This window comes from Streptomyces sp. NPDC001204 (assembly GCF_053598035.1).
This window is the reverse complement of sequence record NZ_JBSFJL010000039.1, coordinates 48449-72943: the sequence shown is the minus strand read 5'-3', so window position 1 is coordinate 72943 and position 24495 is coordinate 48449. Positions and strand designations below refer to the sequence as shown.

General features: G+C 70.8%; 23 protein-coding genes and 1 pseudogene. 7 read left to right on the top strand and 17 right to left on the bottom strand.

Annotated features, from left to right (window positions below; translation table 11 throughout):
* Positions 1 to 23: 23 nt before the first annotated feature.
* The 9 genes and pseudogenes from ACWC91_RS35970 to ACWC91_RS35930 all read right to left on the bottom strand — a co-directional run bounded on the left by ACWC91_RS35970 (position 24) and on the right by ACWC91_RS35930 (position 6447).
* A complete protein-coding gene (locus ACWC91_RS35970) occupies positions 24 to 488 on the bottom strand; it encodes a DUF2199 domain-containing protein (protein WP_450644879.1) in 465 nt (154 codons plus the stop codon).
* A gap of 334 nt (positions 489 to 822) precedes the next feature.
* Positions 823 to 1341, bottom strand: a complete 519-nt coding sequence (locus ACWC91_RS35965; protein ID WP_225078413.1) for a hypothetical protein — start codon at positions 1339 to 1341, stop codon at positions 823 to 825.
* 302 nt (positions 1342 to 1643) lie between these two features.
* Positions 1644 to 1955: a hypothetical protein gene (locus ACWC91_RS35960; RefSeq protein WP_225078412.1), complete on the bottom strand. Its 312-nt coding sequence runs from the start codon at positions 1953 to 1955 to the stop codon at positions 1644 to 1646.
* Between the two features lie 164 nt (positions 1956 to 2119).
* Positions 2120 to 3118 (bottom strand): ABC transporter substrate-binding protein, encoded by a 999-nt coding sequence (locus tag ACWC91_RS35955; protein ID WP_450640919.1) that lies wholly within the window; start codon positions 3116 to 3118, stop codon positions 2120 to 2122.
* A gap of 8 nt (positions 3119 to 3126) precedes the next feature.
* Positions 3127 to 3894, bottom strand: coding sequence for an ABC transporter ATP-binding protein (locus ACWC91_RS35950; protein WP_450640920.1), 768 nt, complete (start codon positions 3892 to 3894; stop codon positions 3127 to 3129).
* Positions 3895 to 3896: 2 nt separating this feature from the next.
* Positions 3897 to 4973, bottom strand: a complete 1077-nt coding sequence (locus tag ACWC91_RS35945) for a FecCD family ABC transporter permease (RefSeq protein WP_450640921.1) — start codon at positions 4971 to 4973, stop codon at positions 3897 to 3899.
* A gap of 320 nt (positions 4974 to 5293) precedes the next feature.
* Positions 5294 to 5812: a copper chaperone PCu(A)C gene (locus tag ACWC91_RS35940; RefSeq protein ID WP_225078408.1), complete on the bottom strand. Its 519-nt coding sequence runs from the start codon at positions 5810 to 5812 to the stop codon at positions 5294 to 5296.
* A 222-nt stretch (positions 5813 to 6034) separates the two neighbouring features.
* A pseudogene (locus ACWC91_RS35935) lies at positions 6035 to 6244 on the bottom strand (heavy-metal-associated domain-containing protein); the annotation flags it as partial.
* Positions 6244 to 6447: a hypothetical protein gene (locus tag ACWC91_RS35930; protein WP_281154970.1), complete on the bottom strand. Its 204-nt coding sequence runs from the start codon at positions 6445 to 6447 to the stop codon at positions 6244 to 6246. The pseudogene ACWC91_RS35935 and the gene ACWC91_RS35930, both read right to left, overlap by 1 nt.
* A gap of 712 nt (positions 6448 to 7159) precedes the next feature.
* Here ACWC91_RS35930 and ACWC91_RS35925 point away from each other — a divergent pair.
* Genes ACWC91_RS35925 through ACWC91_RS35915 form a run of 3 tightly spaced genes read left to right on the top strand, consistent with a single transcriptional unit; the run spans position 7160 to position 9449 of the window.
* Entirely contained in the window at positions 7160 to 7795 is a 636-nt protein-coding gene (locus ACWC91_RS35925) for an ATP-binding cassette domain-containing protein (protein WP_225078406.1), read from the top strand.
* Positions 7792 to 8670, top strand: a complete 879-nt coding sequence (locus ACWC91_RS35920) for a metal ABC transporter permease (protein ID WP_450640923.1) — start codon at positions 7792 to 7794, stop codon at positions 8668 to 8670. The genes ACWC91_RS35925 and ACWC91_RS35920 overlap by 4 nt, the downstream gene beginning before the upstream one ends.
* Positions 8619 to 9449: a metal ABC transporter substrate-binding protein gene (locus ACWC91_RS35915; RefSeq protein ID WP_225078404.1), complete on the top strand. Its 831-nt coding sequence runs from the start codon at positions 8619 to 8621 to the stop codon at positions 9447 to 9449. The genes ACWC91_RS35920 and ACWC91_RS35915 overlap by 52 nt, the downstream gene beginning before the upstream one ends.
* A 108-nt stretch (positions 9450 to 9557) precedes the next feature.
* Here ACWC91_RS35915 and ACWC91_RS35910 read toward each other — a convergent pair whose 3' ends face one another.
* Positions 9558 to 11228 carry a class I adenylate-forming enzyme family protein gene (locus tag ACWC91_RS35910; RefSeq protein ID WP_225078403.1) on the bottom strand — a complete coding sequence of 557 codons (1671 nt, stop codon included), beginning with the start codon at positions 11226 to 11228 and terminating at the stop codon, positions 9558 to 9560.
* Complete coding sequence (locus ACWC91_RS35905; RefSeq protein WP_450640925.1) at positions 11225 to 12973, bottom strand: CoA transferase; 1749 nt, start codon at positions 12971 to 12973, stop codon at positions 11225 to 11227. The genes ACWC91_RS35910 and ACWC91_RS35905 overlap by 4 nt, the downstream gene beginning before the upstream one ends.
* A gap of 125 nt (positions 12974 to 13098) precedes the next feature.
* Between ACWC91_RS35905 and ACWC91_RS35900 the strand changes: the two genes are divergently transcribed.
* Complete coding sequence (locus ACWC91_RS35900) at positions 13099 to 14271, top strand: acyl-CoA dehydrogenase family protein (RefSeq protein WP_450640927.1); 1173 nt, start codon at positions 13099 to 13101, stop codon at positions 14269 to 14271.
* Here ACWC91_RS35900 and ACWC91_RS35895 read toward each other — a convergent pair.
* Positions 14268 to 15203, bottom strand: coding sequence for a sugar ABC transporter permease (locus ACWC91_RS35895; protein WP_450640929.1), 936 nt, complete (start codon positions 15201 to 15203; stop codon positions 14268 to 14270). The two genes, ACWC91_RS35900 and ACWC91_RS35895, sit on opposite strands and share 4 nt — an antisense overlap.
* Before the next feature lie 101 nt (positions 15204 to 15304).
* Positions 15305 to 16513 carry an MFS transporter gene (locus ACWC91_RS35890; RefSeq protein WP_450640931.1) on the bottom strand — a complete coding sequence of 403 codons (1209 nt, stop codon included), beginning with the start codon at positions 16511 to 16513 and terminating at the stop codon, positions 15305 to 15307.
* Between the two features lie 682 nt (positions 16514 to 17195).
* On the opposite strand from ACWC91_RS35890, the gene ACWC91_RS35885 reads away from it, so the two are divergent.
* Both ACWC91_RS35885 and ACWC91_RS35880 read left to right on the top strand, forming a co-directional pair.
* The gene (locus tag ACWC91_RS35885; RefSeq protein ID WP_308043141.1) at positions 17196 to 17468 is read left to right on the top strand and encodes a hypothetical protein; all 273 of its coding nucleotides are present in this window, start codon (positions 17196 to 17198) and stop codon (positions 17466 to 17468) included.
* Between the two features lie 184 nt (positions 17469 to 17652).
* Positions 17653 to 18270, top strand: coding sequence for a sigma-70 family RNA polymerase sigma factor (locus tag ACWC91_RS35880; RefSeq protein WP_225078398.1), 618 nt, complete (start codon positions 17653 to 17655; stop codon positions 18268 to 18270).
* A 310-nt stretch (positions 18271 to 18580) separates the two neighbouring features.
* Here ACWC91_RS35880 and ACWC91_RS35875 read toward each other — a convergent pair whose 3' ends face one another.
* From ACWC91_RS35875 to ACWC91_RS35860, 4 genes are all read right to left on the bottom strand, one after another.
* The gene (locus tag ACWC91_RS35875) at positions 18581 to 19783 is read right to left on the bottom strand and encodes a PP2C family protein-serine/threonine phosphatase (RefSeq protein WP_450640933.1); all 1203 of its coding nucleotides are present in this window, start codon (positions 19781 to 19783) and stop codon (positions 18581 to 18583) included.
* A gap of 236 nt (positions 19784 to 20019) precedes the next feature.
* A complete protein-coding gene (locus ACWC91_RS35870) occupies positions 20020 to 20226 on the bottom strand; it encodes a hypothetical protein (RefSeq protein WP_225078397.1) in 207 nt (68 codons plus the stop codon).
* A 186-nt stretch (positions 20227 to 20412) separates the two neighbouring features.
* The gene (locus tag ACWC91_RS35865; protein WP_450640935.1) at positions 20413 to 22332 is read right to left on the bottom strand and encodes an ABC transporter ATP-binding protein; all 1920 of its coding nucleotides are present in this window, start codon (positions 22330 to 22332) and stop codon (positions 20413 to 20415) included.
* A 132-nt stretch (positions 22333 to 22464) separates the two neighbouring features.
* Positions 22465 to 22845 (bottom strand): sugar ABC transporter substrate-binding protein, encoded by a 381-nt coding sequence (locus ACWC91_RS35860; protein ID WP_450640937.1) that lies wholly within the window; start codon positions 22843 to 22845, stop codon positions 22465 to 22467.
* 333 nt (positions 22846 to 23178) lie between these two features.
* Between ACWC91_RS35860 and ACWC91_RS35855 the strand changes: the two genes are divergently transcribed.
* Positions 23179 to 24420 (top strand): Ig-like domain-containing protein, encoded by a 1242-nt coding sequence (locus ACWC91_RS35855; RefSeq protein WP_450640938.1) that lies wholly within the window; start codon positions 23179 to 23181, stop codon positions 24418 to 24420.
* The last annotated feature ends 75 nt before the right edge of the window (positions 24421 to 24495 follow it).

Here is a 24495-nt window from a genome sequence, read left to right as displayed (position 1 = left end):
CGGCGGTACGGAGGTGTCGACCCTCACCGCTGCTCGCCGCTGCCGGAGTGGAGTACGGCCGCAGCGATCTCCCGCAGGCGGTCCATGGTGATTCCTGTGCGCTGTTCGACGGCGAGGGGATGTTCGGTGGGCTCGAGCTCGACGTAGGGGCGCTCACCGACCGGTCGGGTGTGGACGTTGGTCTTGAGGTTGAGGGTCGTGGGCGAGTAGACCGGCAGGTCGGTGGTGAGCCAGCCGAAGTACGGCTTCTCAGCCTCGCGGCCGGGCCTGTCCCACAGGTCTGCGGCCCGGGAGAAGTTCTCGCGGCTGAGCGAGACCCAGACGCCCCAGGAGAACACGTCGTCGGTGTCGATGACCGGTATCTCGATCAGGCCCTTGACGAAGTAGTGCTGTCCTTGGATCACGCACTGGTCCGACGTGAGCATGCAGTCGTCGGCGCCGGCGAACGCCGGATCCCACACGGCCGGGGCCTCGGCCGTGTAGTTCATCGGCAGCTCAGGGTGGCGGGCCTGGCAGCACGTGCAGGTGAATCCGAGATCAGTGGTCATGGTGCCGGAGCCTAGTGACGGACTCCGGTACCACCTCGGGTGGGAGCCCCTACCGTCCGCTGCCTTGCGGGCCAACTGCTCAGGCGGAGCCGCCCCGGTGCTCCCAGACCTAGTGCCGCGGCAGGCAACGTTTGCCCGTAAGGGAGCGGCGTCCGGTGCGTGCTCTCGGCGTGCCGCCCGGAAGTCCTCGTACTGGATGTACTTGGGCTTTCGGGCGGTGCGGCGAGAGTGCGTGCCGGGCGTCGCGACGGGGCGAACGTCGCCTGTTGCGGCACTAGCGGCCGACGGTGCTCCAGTCGGCGGGGGCCGGCGGCACCGAGCGGCCTTCGGCGTGATCGCGGAGGCGACGGGTCAGTTCCGGCAGGTCGGAGGCTGGGAAACTCACCTGGAGCAGTTGCAGGCGGAACTGCGACGGCAGGTCCTCCTTGAACATCGCCGCGTCCATCGGCTTGATCGTCACGTCCCACGCGCCCGGTGCCGCCCAGTGCGTCATCCGCACGTAGAACGCGTCCCGCGGGCCGGCGTTCGCCACGGCCGAGAGGAAGGCGAGTCCGCTGTCGACCGGGAAGTCGATGAGCATCCAGCCACGTCTGGACTCCACCCACTTTGCCATGTGCGGCAGCTTCTCCGGCCAGTCCGCGTTGCTCTCTGCGAGATCCTGACAGCAAGTGAAGGTGTCGAACCCGCACTCCCAGATCGCCTGGATCGCGGGTGCGAGCCGTTCGTCGATCTGGGCGTGCCGGCCACCCACCCGGACGAGAACGGTGGGGTGCGTGCCTTCGTAAGACGTCATCGCAGGAGCATAGAAGCGGGGTACGACATCGAGGCAGGCAGCGTCTTTCCGGCTCCCCGGGGCGCTCACCCGGGCCGGCCGGACCAATCACCGGCCGACAACGCGCTCAGAAGGCACTGTCTGCCAGACGTGGTGAACGGGAAGCGGTGGCACCGTCGGCGAAAGCAGAGCCATGCACGAGCCCTACGAAGGCTGTTGAGTGGCTCAATTGGCCGCTCCGGCACACAGAGTCGCCTGCCTGACGTCAGGCGCCGGCGTAGTTCGGGGCCCTCCGTGCCTGATGGACCGCGTGCCGCACGTCACTACAAGAGCAACAAGATCAGGGTCAGTGCGATGGGCGTAAACAGCATCGTGGCCAGGTGGCTGAACAAGGCCCGCGTCATAACCAGCACGGAGAACAACATCAGCCCGCCCACGAGCCAGCACCCAAAGATCTGGCCCGCGAGAATCCGAGCGGCGGTCTCCTCCTCCCGGGTAGGGACCCTGGAGCTCAGTAGCCCGCCGATCGCCATGAAGAAGAGCACGCCGCAGAGCAACAGGTTCCCCACGCCGACGATGACAGCGACCGGCTTGTCCACCCGGCGTACCCGTCTCCAGAGTTGTATGGCGCTCATGGGCACGGGAGCCTACCCAGGGGTGCACCCACGACTGTCGACTGCGGCCATCTGTGGCCATCGGTGGGTGAAGACCGTACTGGTCGTCGACGAGACCGGCGACGTGATCTGCGTCGACCGGGCGGGCACGATCGTGGGACGCAGTACGGTCCGACAGGCCGCGATCACGGTTTCCCCGGCACCGTCCGCAGGTAGGCGCCGAGCCGGGCGATTGCCGACGGGTTGCGGGGACTCTCGACGAGGTCGGCGTAGTCCAGGACGAAGATCCGCCGGTGCTTGACGGCAGCGACGCCCCGCAGTGGGGCGTAGGAGAGGAGGAAGTTCTTCTTCTGCTCGGCGCTCGCGTCTCCGTAGTCGCAGATGACGATGACGTCCGGGTCGCGTTTCACGACGCTCTCCCAGCCGACCGTGGTCCAGGAGTCCGCCACGTCGTGCATGACGTTGACGCCGCCGGCCTCGGTGATGATCTGCTCCGGGGCGGCGTAGCGGCCGGAGGTGAAGGGCGTGTCCTGGCCACTGTCGTAGAGGAAGACCGACGGTCGTTCGGCGCCGTTGGGAGCCTTCGCCCGCACGTCTGCGATCTGCTTCTTGAAGTCGTCGATCAGCGTTGCGGCCCGCTTCTCGACGCCGAACAGCTTGCCGAGGTTGGTGAGATCGGCGTACAGGGCGTCCAGCGGCGGCATGATGCCGCGGGAGGACTTCGTACGGCCGTTGCGGCAGGACTCGGTGAGGATGTACGAGGGGATGCCGAGCTTCTTCAGAGCGTCGGGAGTGAAGCCGCTGTCCTCGCGAAACCCGTAGTTCCAGCCAGCGAAGACGAGGTCGGCGCGGGCGTCGAGGACGTTCTCCTTGGTGAGTTGGTCCTTCGAGAGCCACTTCACCTTGTCATAGCCGTCCTTCCAGGGGACGTTGCTCAGGTCTCCCTTGTCGTCGGGCATGGCGAAGCCGGCCATGCGGTCCTCCAGACCGAGGGCGAACATCAGCTCGGTGATGCCGACGTCGTTGGTGACGACGCGTTCGGGGACCCTGTCGTACGTCACCTTCCGGCCGCAGTTGGTGAGGGTGACCGCCGAGGACTTCGCGTCCCTGGACGGCTCGACCGTGGCGCCGCAACCGGTGGCGGTCGCGGCGAGGCAGAGGGCGGCGGCGAGCAGTTTACGCATGTGCATCCTTATGCGGTGGGCGGGAGCAGGTCGAACAGGAGCTGGAGGGCGCCGGTTTCGGGATGTGGTAGGGGGTGTGCGCGGACGCCGAACACCTCAGCGAGCAGCCGGGGTTGCAGGACGTCGTGCGGCGGCCCGGAGGCGACGATCCGACCGCCGTCGATGACGTACAGGACGTCGCAGTGGGCGGCGGCGAGGTTGAGGTCGTGCAGCGCGGCCAGCACGGTCGGCCCGCTGTCACGGACCAGGGAGAGGATGTCCAACTGGTGAGCGATGTCCAGGTGGTTGGTGGGCTCGTCGAGCACCAGCACCTGAGGTTGCTGGGCGAGCGCGCGGGCGATGAGAACCCGCTGCTTCTCACCACCGGACAGGCTGAGGAACCCGCGGTCGGCGAGGTCGGCGACGCCTGTGCGTTTCATCGCCCGGGCACAGATCTCCCGGTCCGAGGCGGCCGTCCGGTTCCGGTGCGGCAGCCGTCCCATGGCGACCACCTCGACCACGGTGAAGTCGAACTCGGCCGACGACTCCTGTGGCAGGGCGGCCAGTACGCGGGCGGCTGCCCGTGGATCCATGGCGTGCAGATCGTCGCCGTCCAGCCGTACCGCCCCGCCGGTCGGCCGCAGGGCCCGGTACACGCTGCGCAGCAACGTCGACTTGCCGCTGCCGTTGGGGCCGACGAGCCCGACGAACGCCCCGTCCGCCGCGGTGAGTCGGATGCCATCGACCAGCTGGGCTCCGGCGGCCTCGATGGTGACGTCGTCGATGTCCAGTCGCATGCTCAGCGGCCTCCGAACGCGTAACCGCCCCGCCGCATCAGCAGCAGGAAAGCGGGCACCCCGACGACTGCGGTGATCACTCCGACCGGCAGTTCGGCCGGGGCGAGCAGCAGCCGGGACAGGATGTCGGCCCACACGAGCAGTACCGCTCCGGCGAGCGGGGCCACGGCCAGCACCCGCCGGTGGTCGGCGCCGACCAGCATCCGTACGACGTGCGGCACCATCAGCCCGACGAACCCGATGGCCCCGCTGACCGCGACGACGCTCCCCGTGACGGCAGCGGTGACCAGGAACAGTTCCCGGCGTAGCCGCGGTGGTTGGACACCGAGGGCGGCCGAGGTCTCGTCCCCCATGGCGAGCGCGTTGAGCGGCTCGGCGCGCCACCGCAGCCACGCCCACCCGGCCGCCACGGTCACCGCGGGGAGCGGCACCTGCGCCCAGGTCGCGCCGCCCAGGCTGCCCAGCAGCCACATCATCGCCGACCGGGCCGCCTCGCCCCGGGCCGCGCCGAACACCATGACCGTGGTGACGGCCTCGAAGCCATACGCCAGCGCCGTCCCCGTCAGGATCAGCCGCAGCGGTGTCAGCCCGCGCGCAGAGCGGGCCACGGCGTACACCAGCGCCATGGCCGCGAGCGCCGAGGCGAACGCCGACACCGACAGCGCCCACACTCCCAGCCCCGCGAACGCGCCCAGCAGGATGACGGCGTTGGCGCCCACCGCCGCACCCGAGGAGATGCCCAGGACGAACGGGTCGGCCAGCGCGTTGCGGACCATGGCCTGCACGGCCACGCCGACGGCAGCCAGCCCCGCCCCGACGACGGCACCGAGCGCGACACGCGGCAGCCGGATCTCCCAGACGATGGTGTACGACGCCGCGTCACCCGCATGCACGGTGCCTCCGGTGAGACCCGCCCACAGGAAGCGGAGCACTTCTGTCCAGCCGACTCCGGCGGCCCCGAGCCCGACACCGCACAGGAGCGACAGCAGGAGCACCAGCCCCAGCCCGAGGCTGAGCGGCAGCACGGGTATCCGGCGAGGGGCCGTACTTCGACGCACGGTAGGGGCCGTCCTTCGCATGGGCCGCCTGCTGGACGTCGAGCAGGAGGCAGCCCGTACGGCCGTGCCGGCCGCGCGGTCCCCTCTCGCAGTCCACGGCGAGCAGTCAACGGGTCGCAGGCCCCCCACAGGCGATCGGGCTCGCACGACGACGGACCACAGGGTCGCCGCGCACACCGTTGCGGGTCAGCGCCGGACTCTCACCGGACTTCCCCCGCGGGAGGCGAGGGGAGCCTAACAAACAGGCTCGGCACCTCGCCGAACATCAACGTCCTGCCCTGGAAGGTGTTGCGAACTGCACGAGTGCAAGGGGTGGTTGGGGGCCAGGCCGCCCGGGCCGCTCATGTTCCGCTCTGTCCCGGGCGGACCACGACAGCGAGGGCCTCGACGCGTCCCGCGTGCTCGAAGTGCAGGGTGAACGGCACCAGATCGCCGGCCTGCCACCGGCGGGTGACCGGTACGGTGACGTCGCCGGTGTGCGGTGACATGTCCAGGGTGCCGGCGGCCGGAACCGCCAGACTGTCCGTTGCCTCGCGGTAGCCGGATGCCCCCTTGCTCATCCGGTGGCGGCTGAGGGAGATCTCTCCCGCGACGGCGGGTGACGTCACCCGCACGAGCCGGTCCGGTGCGTCGCCCGTGTTGGTGATCCTGAAGAACGCGGCGGTCTCGGGCACGTCCCCGAACGGCAGGTAGAGCCGTGCGTGGGTGACCCCGATGCGCGGTGGGCTGCCCGCGTTTCCGGAGGCGGCCCACACCGACAGGCCGCCCAGAGCGAGGACGCAGGCGCACACGGGGGCCATCGCCGCGAGCAGGGCGTCGGTGAGGCGGCGGCGGGTGGGGATCCAGTCGTGAGCTGTCATCGGCGGGGGCTCCCGGTCGGTGTCGAGCGACGGGTACGGGCGCGCGGCCCTACCAGGACGGGGGAAGAGAGCGTCACGGCATGCTCCGAGGGGCCGGCGACCGCTCGCGCCCGGACGCGCGCGACGGCTGCCAGGCGCGCAGCCGCAGGCTGTTGCCGACCACGAGCAGGGAGCTGGCGGACATCGCCGCGGCCGCGAGCATCGGGTTGAGGAGACCGACCTGCCCGCTTGCTCGATGGCGGCGATCAGCCGGTCAGGACCGATCTGCGGTGGGTGACTGACCCGGGCGCGGCCAGTGGCCAGGTTGACGCTCGCGGTCACTCCGTCCAGCTTGCCGAGCTTCTTCTCGACCCGCTTCACGCAGGCCGCGCAGGTCATTCCGCCGACCGAGAGGTCGGTGACGACCTCCACGGACACCGATTCGGCAGCCATCAGCCCCCGCTTCCGTGGTGATGCGTGTCCATGCCCCCGGTGTCCGTGCCGCCGCCGTCGTGGCCGCCTGTGCCGTTCTCCGTCGTACGGGTTCCGTGCATGCCGGGTGCTACCGGCCCAACGGACGCTCCGACGGCATAGGAGGCGGCGAACATCAGCACCAGCAGCAGGAGGAACCCGCACAGGGCGGGTGGCGGCAACACCTTGCGCGACGCTTCGGCCTCAGGGCCGAGAGCGTGTCGCGGTATCCGGTCGATCACCTGGTCTCCAGATCACGTCACACGGCAACGGCCCCCTCGAGCCGCACCACTTCAGTGGTCGGAGGTGTCGGCGTCCGAGTTCCCACGCGACGATGTGCCAGAGGTCACAATCCGATGGTGCCGATGCGGGTGGGAAGTCAGGGTTCCTCCTTTGGATCCCTCCCTCTTGGAGTCAACGCAGGCGGATCAGGCCTTGGCGCACCTGCTCGCGGCCGCCGCTTCGACGTACGGACCTCGATGACGGGGATGCCCACCGTGCGCCACCCGCGCCCCGCCCCACACGTGCAAGACCGCCCGTCGCGGCCGAGGACTCGACGGGGTCGCCGCACGCCTCCTGGTGCAGGAGAGGGCCCACAGCGTCAGGTCCGGCCGACCCATGACTTCCGAGAGTGCTGGCAGGAGGCAGCGCCGCGGGTGCCGCCGACCCGGGGGGAACGTCGGCCCGCAGGCGTCGGCCGCCCAGCCGGACGCCGGGCACAGAGCCGGCAGGACTCTTGGTCCGTGCGTCCCGGACGCACGCGCCGCGACTCGACGACATGGCGCATGTGCATGTGCCTGTTCTCGCGTTCTCGCGTTCTCGCGTTCTCGCGTTCGCCGGGAACTCATCACTCTCCCGCTCCGACTCCTCTCCGAGAAACGACAGGCAGGAGGTGGAATGAACGGTCTGGATGTGCGGATGCGCCAGGTCGGCTGCCGGCATGGTCGCGTCGAGGCCGTGCGCCACGTGGATCTCGACATCGAGGCGGGCGAGCGAGTAGCACTGACCGGCACCAACGGCTCGGGCAAGACCACGCTGATACGTGCCGTGCTGGGCCTGCACCGCCATGCGGACGGGCAGATCCTGGTCGGTGGCCGGGGCACCCGCAGCGCAGCCGAGTGGGCGTGGCGGCGCCGGGCGTGCGCCTGGATACCGCAGAAGCCCGCGGTGGGCCGCTTTCCGCTGCTGGCGGGCGAGTTGCTGGCCAGCAGCGGTTCACCGGCCGAAGCGGTGGAGGCGGCGGAGAAGCTGGGTGTCGGACCGCTGACCGGCCGACCGCTGCACACACTGTCCGGGGGCCAGCTGCAGCGCATGTATCTGGCCCGCGCGGTCGGCGGTGTCGCGGCCGGAGCAGGGGTGCTGCTGGCCGACGAGCCCACCGCCGCCCTCGACTTCGCGGGGCAGGAGGAGGCGGCCGACGTGCTGTTGTCCCTGCCGGTGACGGTCATGGTCGTCACCCACGACCGGGCGCTCGCCGACCGCTGCGACCGGGTGCTGGAGATGGCCGCCGGCCGGCTCAGGGAGGTCCGGTGAACAGCATCGCCGCCGCCGACCTCGACCAGCTCCTCCAGCTCATCCCGGTCCAACGGGCCGGCACCGCACTGCTGCTGGCCGCCGTCGGACTCCCGGTGATCGGTGTCGTGATCGTCGGGCTCGACATCATGCCGGTGCGGTTCGCGATGATGCACGTGGCACTCCTGGGCATCGCGGTCGGACTGCTGACCGAGCTCGACCCCATGTTGTGCGCACTGGTCGCCTGCGCTCTGGCGGGAGCCGGTGTGGCACCGCTCGCCCGCACCCCGGACGGACTGTCGGGCGCGATGGGCCTGCTGATGAGTCTGGCGATCGCCGCCGCGCTCCTGGTCCTGGCCGTGTCCGGAGTCAACGCGCAGGGCGCGTTCGCGTTGCTGTGGGGCTCGATCCTGTCGGTGGGTACGTCCGACCTGTGGTTGCTGGGCATGCTCGCCGTCGTCGTACCCGGCCTGTTCTGGTGGCGCCGCCGCGACCTCGCACTCCTGCTGTACGACCGTGAACTCGCCCTGTCGTCAGGGGTGCGCGTCAACCGCCTCACCCTCCTGCTGCTCGTCCTCGTCGCGGTGTCCGTCACCGGCGCGCTCAAACTCACCGGCGCGCTGCTGGTCGACGCGCTGACCCTGCTGCCCGCGCTCGCCGCCCGCCGGCTGGGCACCTCCCTGAAGTCCATCACCGCCTGGGCGGTCGGCATCGGCGTGGCCGTGAACCTCATCGGGTTCCTCGTCGCGCTGAAGCTCGACTGGCCGCCCGGACCTGTGCTCGTCCTGACCGCCGGGGCCCTGGTCCTGGCCGTGCACCTCATCCCCGAACGGAGAATCAGCTCATGGCGCGCACCCGCGTCCGCATCGTCCGTGTCCCTTCCGTCGCCGCACTGACTCTGAGCACCGTGCTCGCACTGACCGCCACCGCCTGCGGCTCCGACCAGGCCGACAAGGCGGACGGCGGCACCAAGGCCGCGAACAAGAACGACACCGCTCCCGTCGTCGTGGCCACCACCACCTGGGAAGGCGCCCTCGCCAAGGCCGCCGGCGCCAAGGACGTGAAGGTCATCGTCCCCTCGTCCGCGCAACATGCCCCGGACTACGATCCCAAGCCGTCCGACCTCGCGGCGGTGGCGGGCGCGGACTTCGTGCTGTACGCGCCCTTCGAGCCGTATGCGAAGAAGATCAAGGAGGCGGCCGGGTCGAGCGCGAAACTGGTCGAGGTGGACCTCGACAACGATGCCGCCAGGACGAGCGCCGAAGTCACCCGTCTGGGTGCGCTGTTCGGCACCCAGGATGCCGCCGCGAAGTGGGACACGTCCTTCAAGAGCGAGTACGGCACGCTGCAGCAGGAGTTGAAGGCCGCCTGGCCGGGCGGCAGGGCGCCGGCGGTCGTCGCGCAGGTTTTCTCCGTCTGGTCGGCGAAGATGGCGGGCGCGGATCTGCGGGGCACGTACGGTCCCCAGGCCGTGACCGCCAAGCAGCTGGCCGACCTGGTGGCGAAGAAGCCCGCTCTCGTCCTCGACAACGTCCACATGACGACGGGCAAGGTGCTGCCGGACTCCGGTGCGCGGCAGGTGGAGATCGTCAACTACCCGGGCGAGGACCTCGACCTGCTGATGGTCTACAAGAACGCCGCGGAGACGATCAAAAGGGCGATGGCCTCGTCCTGAGTGCCTTTCTCGGGTGCCCTTCCTGAGGCGCCTCCTGCGGTGCTCGTACAGACGTGAGTGAGGGGGACGACGCCCGCAGCGTGCGGGCCGTCCCCCTCACCCGTTTGGTCAGACGGCTCGTGCGAGGGACTGCGGCGCCTGCGCGGAGCAGCGCTCCCGCAGCACTGCCCGGTCCGGTTTGCCCGCCGGAGTCAGCGGCAACTCCTCGACGATCAGAAGGTGTTCGGGGTGCTTGCGCTGCTCCAGGCCACGGTCGCCCAGGTGCGTGCACAACTCCTCGAGCGTGGGCGCCTCTCCCCGCGGTACGACGCAGGCGGCAAGCCTCTCACCCATCAGCGGGTCGGGCACGCCGACGCACACCACGTCCCGCACCGACGGATGGGCCGCCAACTCGGCTTCCACCTCGGCCGGGCTGATGTTGGCCCCGCCCCGGATGACGACGTCCTTCAGTCGGCCCACGATCCGCAGGCTCCCGTCCTCCTCGATGAGGCCGAGGTCGCCGGTGCGTACCCATCCGTCGGCGGTGCGGTAACGGGCGTCGAGGTCGGGGGCGGCGACGTAGCACAGGGGTGTCATCGGACCGCGGGCGACGATCTCACCGACGGCGCCGCGGGGCGCCTCCTCCAGTGCGGTCGTGCCGGGGACGGCGATGCGTATGTCGGCGACGTGCGGGTCCGGATGACCGGCGAGGGTGCCCGGCCCTTCCCCGCGCGGGGGCTTGCCGGACAGTCCGGTGTGGCAGTTGACGCCGTCGGCCGAGCCGTAGAGGTTCACGACCGGGCAGCCGAAGGCGCGTCGGGCCTCCTCGGCGGTGGTCTCGTCGAGTGGCGAGCCGCCGACGACGACAGCTGTCGGCGGGGTGAGCGCCGGACGCTGATGCCGGCCCACCGCGATCCGGTCCAGCATCATCCGGATCATGGTCGGTACGCCCAGGACGTGAGTGGGCTCGTGCACGGCGAGCGCGTCCAGGGCGGCTTCTGGTGTGAAGTGGTCGAGCAGGACGAGCGTTCCGCCGTGCCGGGCGAGGGTGACGGCGGTGCCGTTGCTGCCGAACGCGGAGGCCAGCGGTACGAGGAAGAGGCAGCGCGGCGGCTGCCCGTCCGGCATGAGCGAGGCGAGGAAGTTGCCGCGGCCGCCGGCCAGCGCGTTGTGCGAGTAGGCCACCATCTTCGGCTCGGCCTCTGAGCCGGATGAGACGAGGATGCGGGTGGCGGAGTCGGGGTCGGGGCGGGCCGGACTGAAGGACGTGGGGTCCGTGCGCAGCAGCGCGGACAAGGCGACCGCGCTCTCCGGTGCGCCCGGCCCGGCGGCGATCACCGTGCGCAGGGCGGGGAGTTGGTCGGCGAGCGTGAGCAGATCGGCTGCGTGGCGGTTGCCCCGGTGCTCGGTGGCGGCGATCACGGCGACCGCCTCCGCTCTGCGCAGCAGCGAGGCGGCCTCCCGTCCACCGCGGCCCACCGGGAAGGGCAGGGCGACGGCGCCGAGCGCGGCCAGGGCGAGGTCGGCGATGACGGCGTCGCGGGTATTGGGGAGTTGTGTGCCGACCACGTCGCCGGCGCGTATGCCGAGCCCGGACAGCCCGGCGGCCAGACATCGCGCCTTGCGATCGAGGGCGGTGTAGCAGAGTTCGCCCTTGGCGTCGATGAGCGCGGTGCGGTGCGGGTCGGCGATCTGGCGGGACCGGTAGAGGCTGTAGACGTCCAGGTCCGGACAGGTGCCGTCGACCGCCCAGGCGCGGCGCAGCTCGGCGGGCAGCAGGTCGTGCAGGTCCACGGTCATGCGAAGCTCCAGGGGTCGGGGACGGCGGGGGCGCCGTACGCGTCGCGGGCGATCGGGCCGGAAGAGACGCCGGAGGCGAGGAGGGCGGCAAGGTCGGTGACGACCGGGACGGCGGCCGGACCGCGGTCGTTGAGCCGCTCCAGCGCCTGCTCGGTGGACAGTTCGCCGACGTCGTACGGGGCCGTGCGGTGGTCCTCGAGGGCGATCCAGCCGTCGGAGGTGCGCAGCGGGCGGCGGAACCCGGCCGGCCGCCGCGGGTCGAGTCCCTGTGCGGCCCGGGCCCGGTGGGGAGCGGTGAGCACATCGGCGGCGCCGAGCAACGACGAGTCGACCCGTACCCCGCGTCCGGTGCGCTCCCGCAGCAGCAGCCCCGCCAGGACAGCCTCGGCGCCGAGCAGGCCACCGAGCACGTCGAGCAGTGTCATCAGTGACGGAGCGGGCGGATCGCCGGCGGCGCGCACGGCCTCACCCACCCCGGTACGGGCCTGCACCATGAAGTCGGTGCCCATGGGGGCGCCGGGCAGCCGGTCTGCCCAGCCGCTGGTGTAGGCGTAGACGAGTGCGGGATTGGCGGCGGCCAGGTGGTCGTGATCCAGGCCGAGTTGAGCGGCCTTGCCCGGAGCCCAGTTGTGCAGGAACACGTCGGCGTCGGCGGCCATCTCACGCAGCCGCTCCCGGTCGGCCGCGGACTTGATGTCCACCTCGACGGCCTTCTTGCCCCGGTTCAGCGCCAGCCAGCGTGCCGAGATGCCGGAGCAGGCCGGTGGCATCCCGCGCAACGGGTCGCCGCCCGGCGGCTCGATCCGGATCACCTCGGCGCCCAGCAGGCAAAGGAGGTGGGCGGCTAGCGGTGCCTGGATGCGCCGTCCGGCTTCGAGGACGGTGAATCCAGCGAGGGGTGGGCCGTCGGTGGCTCCGCCGGAGGTGTATGCCGCATCGTGCGGGGCCAGTGACCAGGGTGGCGCACCGTCGAACTCGGCCGCGCGCTCGGCGAGTGATCGCAGGGGGCACACATCAGCGCCGGATACGTCGGCAGCGTACCGGATCCGTTCCCAGGAGCTCGCCCGTGTGGCCTCGTGCAGCGTCCGCGGGATGGGCGCGCACGCCGTTGCATACCGGAACTGGAAGGGCCGCCACCCTCGGCGTATCGATTCTTCGGGAGCGTCGAGGGCGCGCCAGAACGACGCCCACACTCCCGGGTCGAGCGTCTCCAGCTCGAAGACGATCCCGTCGGCCGATGTGAACGGCGGCCCGCCCGGGGCGAGTTCGGCGGCCTCGCCCTCCTCGGCTCCTGCGGCGGCCAGGTACTGGGACACCGCGAGCAGCCCGGCCCGCTCAGCGCTCACCTCGACCTGCGCGACGCGACCGCCGCGTGCCCGGGCCAGCAGCCCGGCCAGCAGTCCCTGCACCGCGAGTACCCCGGTGGCGGTGGTGGCGTAGTCGACGGCGAGACCGCGCGGCGCACCGTCGCGGCGGCCATGCACCGCCATGATGCCGGTCGCCGCCTGGACGGTGGCCTCGTCGGATGCGGTATCGCCCCACGTGGTGCGGGCGTTGAAGGCGCCGGCCTCGCCTCCGGTGAGGGCGAGTCGGCCGCCGGAGCTGCCGTCGGTCTCGGCGCCCAGCAGCCGCAGATGCTCCGCGATGACGGAGTCCGCCGGCCCCGGCGGACCGGAGCGCTCCAGACAGAGGCCGTCGAGTGGTCCGGCCGTCCGCGCGGTGGCCGGTGTGGCTGGAGTTGCCATGCCCTTCCTTTCCTGACGCGCGGGAACCCGGGGGCGGTCGCCCCCGACCTGTTCCACGGAAGAGGGAGTCGGACGGTCGGCGGCCGGGGTTCCCACGGACTCTGAGGAAAGCGACGGAGACGCGCATGGACGTCATCACCGGATCACCCCAATGCCCGGAAGAACTGGTGGACTTGAGGGATCGTGTCGCGGAGTTCGTGCGGGCGCGGGTGGTGCCCTGCGAGCCTGTGCTGGAGGCAGGCGGCGCCGAGGCCGCAGCCGTACTGCGCAGGCTTCAGGGTGAGGCGAAGGCCGAGGGGCTGTGGGCGCTGCCGCTTCCCTCCGAGCTCGGAGGCCAGGCCCTGCCTTTGCGGTCGTACGCCCATGTCGCCGAGGCCGAGGGTGTGAGCGACCACGGGCCGGCTGCCCTGGGCTCGGCACCGCTGCTCGACGCGTTGATGCTGTGGAGACACGGCAGCGCCACGGTCCGTGCACGGTACGTCGAACGCCTGGTCGCCGGCGAGATACGTGCCTGCTACGCGATGACCGAGCCCGAGGTGCCGGGTACCGACCCCTTCCTCACCACCACGCGTGCCGTCCCCGGGGGCGACGGAACCTGGCGCGTCAGCGGGCGCAAATGGTTCACCAGCGGGGCGGCCGACGCCGACCTCGTCACGGTCCTCGCCCGCACGGACGGCGCACCGCCGGATCGCGAGGGGCTGTCGCTGTTCCTGGTGCCGACCCGCTCACCGGGCCTCCGTGTGGTGCGGGAGCTGCCGGTGCTCGGCGCGGGTGGGCAGTGGGAGATCGAACTGGACGAGGTCGTCGTCGACGGCGACCACTTGATCGGCGAGCGCGGCAAGGCCCTCGACGTCGCGGGCGAGCGGCTCCAACTCGGCCGCACTCTGCGATGCCTGCGCTGGCTCGGGCTGGCGAGCCGGGCTTTCGACCTGATGCGCTCGCGCGCGATGACCCGTGTCCGGTCCCACGGTCCGCTTGGAGACCTCCAACTCGTCCAACGCCACGTCTTCGAGTCACTGCTCGCCCTGCGCACGACCCGCCCGCTCGTGCACGAGGCCGTGGCTCGTCTGGACGCCGACCTAGACGCCCACGTGGAAGTGGGCCTGGCCAAGGTGGCCGCCGCCCGCACCCTCCAGCAGGTGGCCGACGCGGCGATCCAGATACATGGTGCCGCGGGCCTTGGCCCGGACACCGCACTGCCCGCGCTGTTCCGTACCGGCAGGGCGGCGCGCATCCTCGACGGCCCGGACGAACTGCACATCACCTCGGTCGCGCGCCGGGTGCTGCGCACTGCCTAGGCTTCGTGGGGCTCGACCAGGCCGGTGAGCGCAGCCAGCGCGTAGGTGAGGAAGAAGTCGCCCCAGACCAGTTGGTGCCGAGTCGCCGTACCGGCGTCGAGGTCGTAGCAGCCGTCCAGGAGACGGCCGTCGTCGGAGAGTTGGGTGCGGACCAGCTCCTCCAGCACCCGGACGGCCCGCTCGCGGTGGCCGAGCTTGAGCAGGGCCACCGCGGTGATGGCGGCGGCGGAGGTGTCGAGGGGGCCTCCCGGGTGCGCCTCGTCCGCCAAAGGGACGGCGTGCTCGGGTGCCAAGTAACCTGCTGTGTCCGCCAGATCGTCGGCGTGCAGACGGTGAATCGCGTCAGCCACGGCCAGCAGCAGCCAGGACCGGCCCCTGCTCCAGCCGGGCGGTGGAGCGTCGCACGGGACCCAGCCCCCAGGCCGCTCGTACCGCCAGGACCAGCCGAAGCCGCCATCGCCCAGGCAGAGTTCGAGGTGGCGGCGCAGATGTGACTCGGCAGTCGGGACATCCACCGTTGCCAGGAGCGGGACCATGCCCGGCACGCCGTCCACGCGGGCCAGGAACCGGGGCCCGCCGAACGCCGAACCCCATGGGACAAGGCCGAGTTCGGCGTCATACGCATTCCGGCAGGCGTGCGCCGCGCGCTCCCGTAGCGCCGCGGACTCGGGAGTGTCGGCGAACGCGGTCCCGTACCAGAAGATCAGTCCACGCGTGGCCGTGTCGGCGTGCACCCAGTCCGCCAGTCGGCCGGTGTGTTCCACCGCCGCCTCGTGGTCGCCATCGTCCTTCGTGTACCGGGCACGCAGCCACAAAAGGCCCGCCCAGAAACCGCCCGTCCACGAGCCCCTCCTCGTCGTCGTCCATCGGCCGGTGCCGGGATCGGCGAACAGCGGGAAGCGGCCACCGACTTCGGCCTGGGTGACGGCCACCCGTCTCAGGACGGACTCCAGGGCGGGAGTGGCCCACTCGGGGACGGCAGGGCAGGGCCGCGGAGCCATACCGTTCGAGCCCGTCACCGGAGGCATCGCGCTCATCGCCTTTCGACCGATCGCCGCTCACGCACCGCCCACGTCAGCGCCACGGCCGCGGCCCCGACGAACTCCCCCGCGACCAGCAGCCATCCCGTCCCGTACCGCCCGGCGTCCGCAAGCAACCCGAACAGCGGCGGGCCGATCGCGAACCCGGCGAAGAAACCCGCCGAGACCAGCGCCGATTCCTGCCCGGCCCGGCCGGGCGCCGCACGCTGCATCACCAGCACCATCGAGACCGCGTTGGCGGCCACCGCGAAGACACCCACGGCCACCGCCGCGCCCCACGCCAGCGGGCTCGCATACACCGAGGCCGCCAGCAGCAGAGCGGCCACCACGGCGCCGGCGGCCAGCCCGCCCGGCAGCCACACCGCCCGGCGCGGCTGCCCCGCCATCTTCGACCAGCCCACCCGCCCGGCGATGCCCGCGATGCCGAGCACCGCCACCAGCGCACCGGCCGCCGTCGGCCCGAACCCGAGCCGCCGTACACCGTACAGCGCCAGATACGTGTTCACCGACGCGATGCCGCAGCCCAGCAGCAGTGAGAAAACCGTCAGCCAGGCGATCGCGCCCCGTGGGACCCACGAGGAGGGAACGGCCTTCGGTGGCGGGTCGGGTGGCAAGGTGCGAGCCGCCCAGATGGCCGCCGGCACGGCCGCGCCCGCCGCCGTCCACACCGCGCCCCGCCAGCCGGCGACCCCGGCCAGCGCGGCCAGCGGCAGCCCGGCCGCGAACGCGCCCAGCTGCACCCCGGACTGCTTCATGCCCGTGACCGAGCCACGCCGCTCCGCCGGTACGGCGGCCAGAATCGCCTTGTTCGTGGCGGGATTCGCGAGTGCCTGCGGCAACCCGCCCAGCGCGACCGCCACAAGCAGGAAAGCAGCGCCCGGCGCCGACCCGATGAGCGTCAGCGCCACCGCCGACACCAGCAGCAACGCGACCAGACAACGGCGCGGACCCAGCCGGTCCACCACACGTCCGCCCACCGGCGAGAGCACGGCTGCGGCCCCGAAGCCCACGGTCGTCGTCAGCCCCAGCACGGTCGGTGAAACCTTCAGATCGTCCACGATCCGCGGTCCGAGTGCGCCGAGCAGGAACAGCTGCACCATCGAGAAGGCCATGGCGCAGGTCAGCAGCGCGGTCATGGCACCGGTCGCAGCTACCGGGCCGCGCCCGGCCGCCGTCCGGATCTCACTCTGGTCCGCCGACACCGACGCTCCTTCCTTCCACCCGGGAAACCTCCAGGGACTTCGAGAGAAGTCGGCCCCATACCCCTACGAGTTCCCTTCCGTTACTGTGGCCTGCATCACTACCTCTGAGTTGAGGGGCCATCAGGCTGACTTCCGTACCCTCCGATGTCCGTGGAAGGGCGAATGCGAGGATGAGGCCGCCATGACTGCCGGGTGGTGTTCTCGCACGGTACGGGCCGCGCTGTTTGCGGCCGTCTGTACGGTGTCCGCCGCCCTGGGCCACGTCATGATGTCGGGAACCGCGGTGCCCTGGTGGGCCATGACCGCGGGCGCGGTGGCGACGGGCGGCATGGCCTGGTGGCCGGCCGGCCGGGAACGCGGATCGCTTCTCGTCTCTTCCGTCGCGGTGGCCGTTCAGGCCTTGCTCCACTCGTGGTTCTCTCTCACCCAAGCCCTCACGGACCCCGCGTTGTCCGGCGGGAGACCCCTCGCCCAGCGGTGGTTCACCTACCTCCTGTGCGGCACACCGCCGGCACCGGGCGCAAGGTATGACGCCATGCCGATGCCCATGGGCTCCATGCCCTCCATGGGCTCCGGTACAGGCGCCATGCACTCCGTGGGATCAATGAATTCCGTGGGCTTGACGGGCTTGACGCAACACCACACGGGGTCCGCCGGATCCCTGGGTCATGACATGGGTGGCATGTCCCCGATCGGCATGCTCGCCGCCCACCTGCTGGCCGCGCTGCTGTGCGGCGTGTGGCTTGCGTACGGCGAACGCGCGGTCTTCCGCATCCTGCGGGCCTTCGCCGGCTGGCTCTTCGCTCCACTGCGCCTGTTCCTCAGGCCGCCCACCCCTCCGCACCGGCCGTGCGTCCGCCCTCGCCGAGCAGGCTCGGACCGGCCACCGCACCGCATCCTCCCCACGCACGCGATCACCACTCGGGGTCCGCCGGCGAGGACCGCTGTCGCCTGACGACAGCTGGTTCCCCGGGGCCGTACCCGGAGCCGTCGAGCCGTCGGTTCCCGCCTCGGGCATCGGCCGTGCGCTGCCGCGCCCGGCCGTCCACTCCTCACCGGTCCCGCGGCGGTGCCCGCCGGCTGCGGCGCACACCGGCCCGGACACCGGATACCTGATCCCCGAGAAGGACAGACACCAGGTGACCACTCCTGCCCTGCCGCCATCGCGCGAACAATCGAGGACGAACTCGACAGAAGAGTCGATCACAGCGTGGGCACTCGCTGCCCGCAGCGGCGATCCCGACGCCTTGGACCTCTTCGTACGCGCCCTCCACCGGGACGTCCGCCGCTATGTGACGTACCTCGGCGCCGACCCCCAGAGCGCCGACGACCTGACCCAGGACACCTTCCTGCGCGCGTTGGGCAGCCTGCACCGTTTCGAGGGCCGTTCCTCGGCCCGCACCTGGCTGCTCTCCATTGCCCGGCGCGCGGTGGTCGACAGCATCCGCTACAGCTTGTCCCGGCCCCGTCTGTCGGACACGGACGACTGGGAGTCGGCCGCCGAACGCACCCAGCCGCGCGACCTGCCCGGCTTCGACGACGGCGTCGCTCTCAACGAGCTGCTGGACACGCTCCCCAACGACCGCCGCGAGGCATTCGTCCTCACCCAGCTGGTGGGGCTTCCCTACGCTGAGGCGGCCCGCCTCAGCGACTGCCCGATCGGCACCGTGCGCTCGCGGGTCGCCCGCGCCCGCACCTCCTTGATCACGTGGCTGGACGAGGCCGAGCGTCGTGCCCCGGCGCCCGCAGTGGCCTGACCTGTCGTATGTCGAGGGCCCGGTGCGTTCGCCGACGGTCCGGCCACCGAGCCGTACCAGCTCGCCGTCGGCGGCCACCGCGCCCGCGCCGACCTGTCCGACATACACACCCTCCCCACTGACCCCCGACCCGCGTCCTCGAGGTCTCCGCGATCGGCGAGCGGCATTCGACGCAGAGTAATGACCGGCCGCGGCCGGGCAGCCTCGTGCGGGACACGGTCTCCGGCCGGGCCGGTCCGGTGATGGACCACGGGCTGGATCGTGTGGAGTCCGAGGGCAGACCGCCTGAGCAGGTGGTGTTCCCGGGTTCCTAGAACGGCGGCCGCGAGTGGACGGCTGCCCCTGAGAACATCGAGCCGCCGGCGCCATGAGGGCGTTTCGGTCCTGAGCTGCCGATCGGTGGTGAACGCACTGGGGGTGCTGCCGGGGAACGGTGCAGGCGGCTCGTGGCCGCGCTCGGGTGCTTCTGGGGGAATGCCGCGGTGCTCTGCCGGATCCCCCCTGCGGGGCGTTCGAGGGCAATCATGGCGGCATCGTCGTCCAACCGGCCTCCCGCGTGTGCGAGCAGGTCGGTGCGCAAGTGCTCCAGGAGTTCCTCGGGGCGCTCCCCGCTCCAGGTGGCGGCGCGTTCGGCAAGGGGATAGAAGTCGCCGCGGGGGTTGCGGGCTTCGGCCACGCCGTCGGTGTACAGCAGGAGCAGGTCGCCCTGCCCGAAGTCGAACGTGTCGACACAGTGACCGGGCGTGTCCAGCTGCAGGCCGAGAGGAGGGCCGGCCTGGTGGGCGCACAGCGCGGTGACCTGTCCCGGGCGCAGCCGCAGCGGCGGGGGGTGACCGCAGTGGACGATATGGACCGTGGGTGCGTGGTCGGGGATGTCGATGAGTATCGCGGTGACGAAGCATTCCTGCGCCAGATCGTTCTCGCCGGGCTCCGCCAGGTTCCAGCACACGCTCGCGTCCAGGTAGGCCGTGAATTCCGCCAGGCCCGTCTGCCGGTGCGCGGCCCCCCGGAAGGCGCTCAGCAGCAGCGCTGCGTCGCTCACGGCGGTCAGGCCCTTGCCGCGGACGTCCCCGATGAGCAGCCGGGTACCGTGGGCGGTGCGGGCGGCCGCGTACAGGTCGCCGCCGATCTTCATCTCGCGCTCCGCCGCCAGGTACACCGCCGCCACGCGCAGGGGCCCCATCCGTGGGGGCAGCGGGCGCAGGACCAGGTTCTGGGCGATCTCGGAGACCTTGCGCACCCGGGTCAGCTCCCGTACCTTCCGCTCCCGCATCCCGGACAGGAGCGCGGCGAACGCGGAGGCCGCCACCACGGCGAAGATCTGCGTCATGCGCTGCGCCGAGTGGAGGTCTCTGAGAAGGACGGCAAAGATCACCTGGTCCACCAGGGCCAGCACTCCGGTCAGTGTGGTCAGCCACGGCCCCAGGGTCACCGCGGCGAGCACCGGCGCGACGATCAGGAGCGGACCGACGTGCGGGTGACCGGGAGTGGCCAGGTTGACGGTGGTGATCACGACGATCAGCGCAAGTGGAACAGCGACCAGGCCACGCGCCTCGTACCAAGGCCGGCGCCGACTCGCAGGGCGCTCTACGGAGGGCATACTTCCGTGTACCCGCCATCGCGGCCGACCGCCGACCGCCGCCCGGCTTCCGCCGACACGCTCACCGCGTCCAGCCCGGCCTCGCACAGCGGCCAGGTCGGCCGGTGGTGTCGGCGCGACGTACGAACTGCACCGAGTGCTCGTCGACGTCACGGCTGCGAACCAGTGCCGAGGGGCTCTCGTGCGCCCAATCTCGGCGCGTTCGGCCAGCGGACGGCAGACGCCCCGGGCGTCGCGGGCACTCCGTCGGTGTGCAGCACGGCCTCCCCGAAGGCGCCCAGCAGCAGCGCGGCATCGCTGACCGCGGTCAGGCCCCTGCCTCGCGCATCGCCGATGATCAGCGTGAGCACCCGCATCGTCGTCGACAGCGTCCTCGTGATCGACTGAGAGGGATTGCTCTTCCTCCCCCAGTGCCCCCGGACCGCGTCAGCCGGTCCGGGAGCACTGGTCGTTTTTCCTGCGGCGCCTCACGGTTCGCCGCACGTGACGGACGTATCAGCGTGGCGCTGCCGGCGGCCGAGGATGTCCGGAAACCGACTCGATCACGTGGACCCGGTGCTCGTACGAGCGTGCGGCGGCGTCCTGCGGTCCCCGTCCGGCGCCGGGTCGGCCGGTCCGGGCAGACCGCTGGGACCGGCTTCCGGGACCGGGCGTCCCAGGGCCGACTCGGTGCTTTCCCCGAGGAAGCCGCCCGACTGGTGCTGCCACAGCTTGGCGTAGGCTCCGTCCGCCGCGATCAGTTCCTCGTGGGTGCCCTGCTCGACGACGCTACCGCGGTCGAGGACGACGAGGCGGTCCATGCCGGCGACGGTGCTCAGGCGGTGGGCGACCACGAGTGCCGTACGTCCGTCCATCAACCGCCACAGGGCGTCCTGGACGAGGAGCTCGCTCTCCGAGTCCAGCGCGCTGGTCGCCTCGTCGAGCAGCAGGATCGGGGCGTCGCGCAGGATGGCCCTGGCGAGGGCGACGCGCTGGCGCTGGCCGCCCGAGAGTTTGACGCCCCGCTCCCCCACCAGAGTGGCGAATCCGTCGGGGAGTTGGTCGGCGAACTCCGTGACGTGCGCGGCCGCGGCCGCCGCGTGGATCTCCTCGTCGGTGGCGCCGGGCCGGGCGAAGGCGATGTTGTCCCGCAGGCTGCGGTGGAACATGGCGGGTTCCTGCGGGACGTAGGCAATCAGTGAGCGCAGGTCGGTCTGGCGCAGCCGGCTGATGTCCTGACCACCGATCAGGATGCGTCCGTCGTCGATGTCCGACATCCGCAGCAGGAGCCGGGTGAGCGTGGTCTTGCCGCCGCCGGACCTGCCGACCAGACCGATCCGTGCGCCTGCGGGCACGTCCAGTTCGAGTCCCTGGAAAATCGGCTTCGCACCCGTGTGGGCGAAGGTCACCGCCTCGAAGCGGACACCTGTGTCCCGCGGTGCGAGCGGTTCGGGTTTCGTCGGGTCGAGCACGGTGGGCGGGTCCAGCAGCAGCTCCGTGAACTGCGCGGCCTCGGTCATCGAGCTTTCCAGACGCCGGTAGATCTGGTTGAACTCGAACATGATCTGTGTGGCGTTGGAGTAGTAGGTGAAAGCGACGACGATCTCCTCGACTCCCTGGCCCGAGCCGCCGAAGGCGATGGCCACCAGCAGACCCAGCACGTTGGTCAACACGGACATGGGGGCGACCAGGGTGTCGACGCGCAGATTGCCGAAGTCCCACGACCTCAGCGTCAGGCGCCGGGAGTCCGCGACACGGCTGCGGTGTTCGTCGGCCTCCCGCCGCTCGGCCGCGAACGCCCGGATGGTCTCCATGTTCATGAGGCTGTCGGCGACGTGGCCGGAGACCCGGGCGATCGCCGCCTCACGGTCGTTGACGAGCCTCTGCCGGCGACGGACCAGAGGCGTCGCGGCCACCACGGTCAGCGCGATCATCACAAGAAGGCCGACGACGAGCATCGGTTCGTAGCTCCACAGCACCACGGCACCGAACACCAGGGGAACGAGACTGCCCAGGATCCGGTACGTCACCGTGTCGACGAAGTCCTCGAAGCGCTTGCCGTAGCTGAGCACCCGTTTGGTCAGGGAGCCGGCGAAGTTGTCGTGGAAGAACGCCGCGTCCTTGGCGAGGAGTTCGTCCATGCCGCTGACGTACAGGTGTTCCATGCCGAGGGCCTCCACGCGGTTCAGGCAGTGCTGCCCGATCCGCCACACGGCCTCGGCGAGCAGCAGCGTCACGCCGAAGCCCAGCACGTACGGCAGCGCCGAGCTGAGAGTGAGGCCGCCGTCCCCGGCGGCCTGTCCTGCCAGTTTGGCGATCAGCAGGGGGGCGACGTAGCGGATGCCGATGTTGCCCACGGCCGGCAACAGCAGCGCGGGCAGGGCCAGCAGCCGTAGTCGCAGCAGTTCCCGGCCGTAGCGGCGCAGTGCCAGAACGACCGCGCTCCTGCCTGGCGTCGGCCCTCGCGTATCTGTTGTCCGCATCACACTCCCGGAGGTTCGGAAGTCGGAAGTCTCCCGTCCGCGGAGTTTCCCAGTCCAGGCATTTACCGCGGACTGGCGAGAACCGGACACCGCTGCGTTCAACGTACGCAGCGGACGTATCCGGCGTGCGGCTCACTTGGAGCAGTACTGCGGTGCCTCCTCCACGTCGTCCTTGGTGATCAGTGTGAGCGGAATGCTCGTGACCTTGCCCTTCTCGCCCTTCTCGAGCAGGTCGACCGTGCTCTTGACGGCCGTTTCACCGATCAGCTCGGGCGAGTTGGCGACCGTGGCCGAGAAGCGGCCGTCCTTGACGGCGGCCAGCCCCTCGCCGGTGCCGTTCTCGGTGACGATCTTGATGTCCTTGCCGCCGGCGGCGTCGAAGACCTTGCGGACGGCGAAGGCCGTCTCCTCGTTGGCGACGAAGACGTAGTCCCGGTCGGGGTGTGCCTGGATCATGTTCTCGGCGACATCCTGGGCCTTGACCGGGTTGAACATGCCGGGCTGGTTCGCCACCACTTTCGCGTTGCCGGGCAGGGCCGGCGACCATCAGGTCGGAGGCGGCTCTCGGAGCACCCGCGATGACGCCGACCTCCACCTGCCTGCCGCCCGCGTCCTGGGCGACCCAGCCGGCGTCCAGGGCGCCAAGTCGTGTCGCACTCCCTGAAGATCGACTTCGCGCCGTCCGGCCGCCGAGCAGGGCCTCGGCGTCGCGCTCGACATGCGTGGCCTTCGCCACAGTTTGCCCATTTCGGGACGCATGAATGCGTATAAGTGGTTCTAAAGCCAGTTACAGACCTCGGGCAGTCGGCCTCGGGGATTCGAAGAGCAGTGACATGGGAGAAGCGTTTGATCACGGCACGTAAACGACGCACCGGGCTGGTCGCCACGGCCGGCGTACTCGGCGGCGTAGTCGCCCTCACGGCCCTCGGCGGCACCAGCAACGCCGCCACCAGTGGCAGCGGCGCCGGGGACCACCCGAAATCGCAGGTGCGGCAGGATCAGGCGGCTGCCCCGGACGTTTCCGAAGCCCGAGTGAAGATCACGCCCCCGCGGGGAGCCGACAGCGTCGGGGCCGGCAAACCCGTCCAGGTCACCGTCAGTAAGGGCAAGCTCACCAAGGTGACCATGACCGCCGTCGCGACCGGCGCCGAGATTCCGGGCACCCTGTCCGCGGACGGCACGTCCTGGAAGCCGAACGGTCCGCTGGATCGGGCCACCAGGTATCAGGTCGCCGCAGACGCCGAGGACGCCAACGGCCGCTCCGTCACCGGGTACGCCACGATCACCACAGCCTCCCCGGCCGACGGCTTCATCGGGCACCTCTCCCCCGAGGACGGCTCGACCGTCGGCGTGGGCATGCCGGTGAGCGTCAACTTCGACAAGGCGATCAGGGACAAGGCCGCCGTACAGTCGAAGATCCAGGTCAGCTCCAGCAGCGGCCAGCAAGTCGTCGGTCACTGGTTCAACAACGACCGCCTGGACTTCCGCCCCAGGGACTACTGGAAGCCCGGCTCCACCGTCACCGTCAAGCTCGGCCTCCACGGCGCCCAGAAGACGATCACGTTCAAGATCGGCCGGAGCCAGATCAGCACCGTCGACGCCAAGACGAAGCAGATGACCGTCGTACGGGACGGCAAGACGATCAGGACCATCCCGATCTCGTCCGGCAGCCCCGAACACCCCACGTACAACGGGCAGATGGTCATCTCCGAGAAGTTCAAGCAGATCCGCATGAACGGTGCGACCGTCGGCCTCACGAAGAAGGACGGCAAGCCCGCGTACGACATCGCGGACGTACCGCACGCCATGCGCCTGTCCGCCTCGGGCACGTTCATCCACGGCAACTACTGGAGTGCCGACTCGGTCTTCGGCAAGGTCAACACCAGCCACGGCTGCGTGGGCCTGAAGGACGTCAAGGGCGGCGACGACGGCAAGCGGCCCGCCGCGTGGTTCTTCGACAACTCGATGATCGGTGACGTCGTGATCGTCAAGAACTCCGAGGACACGAGCGTGCTGGCCCCGGACAACGGCCTCAGCGACTGGAACATGCCGTGGAGCCAGTGGGTCGCGGGCGGCACGACCAGCTGACGCCGCGTCACTCCCCACGCGTCCGAACCTGGGCCTTTGGCGGCGCGGTACGTCAAGGCTCCCTGACGACCGGCG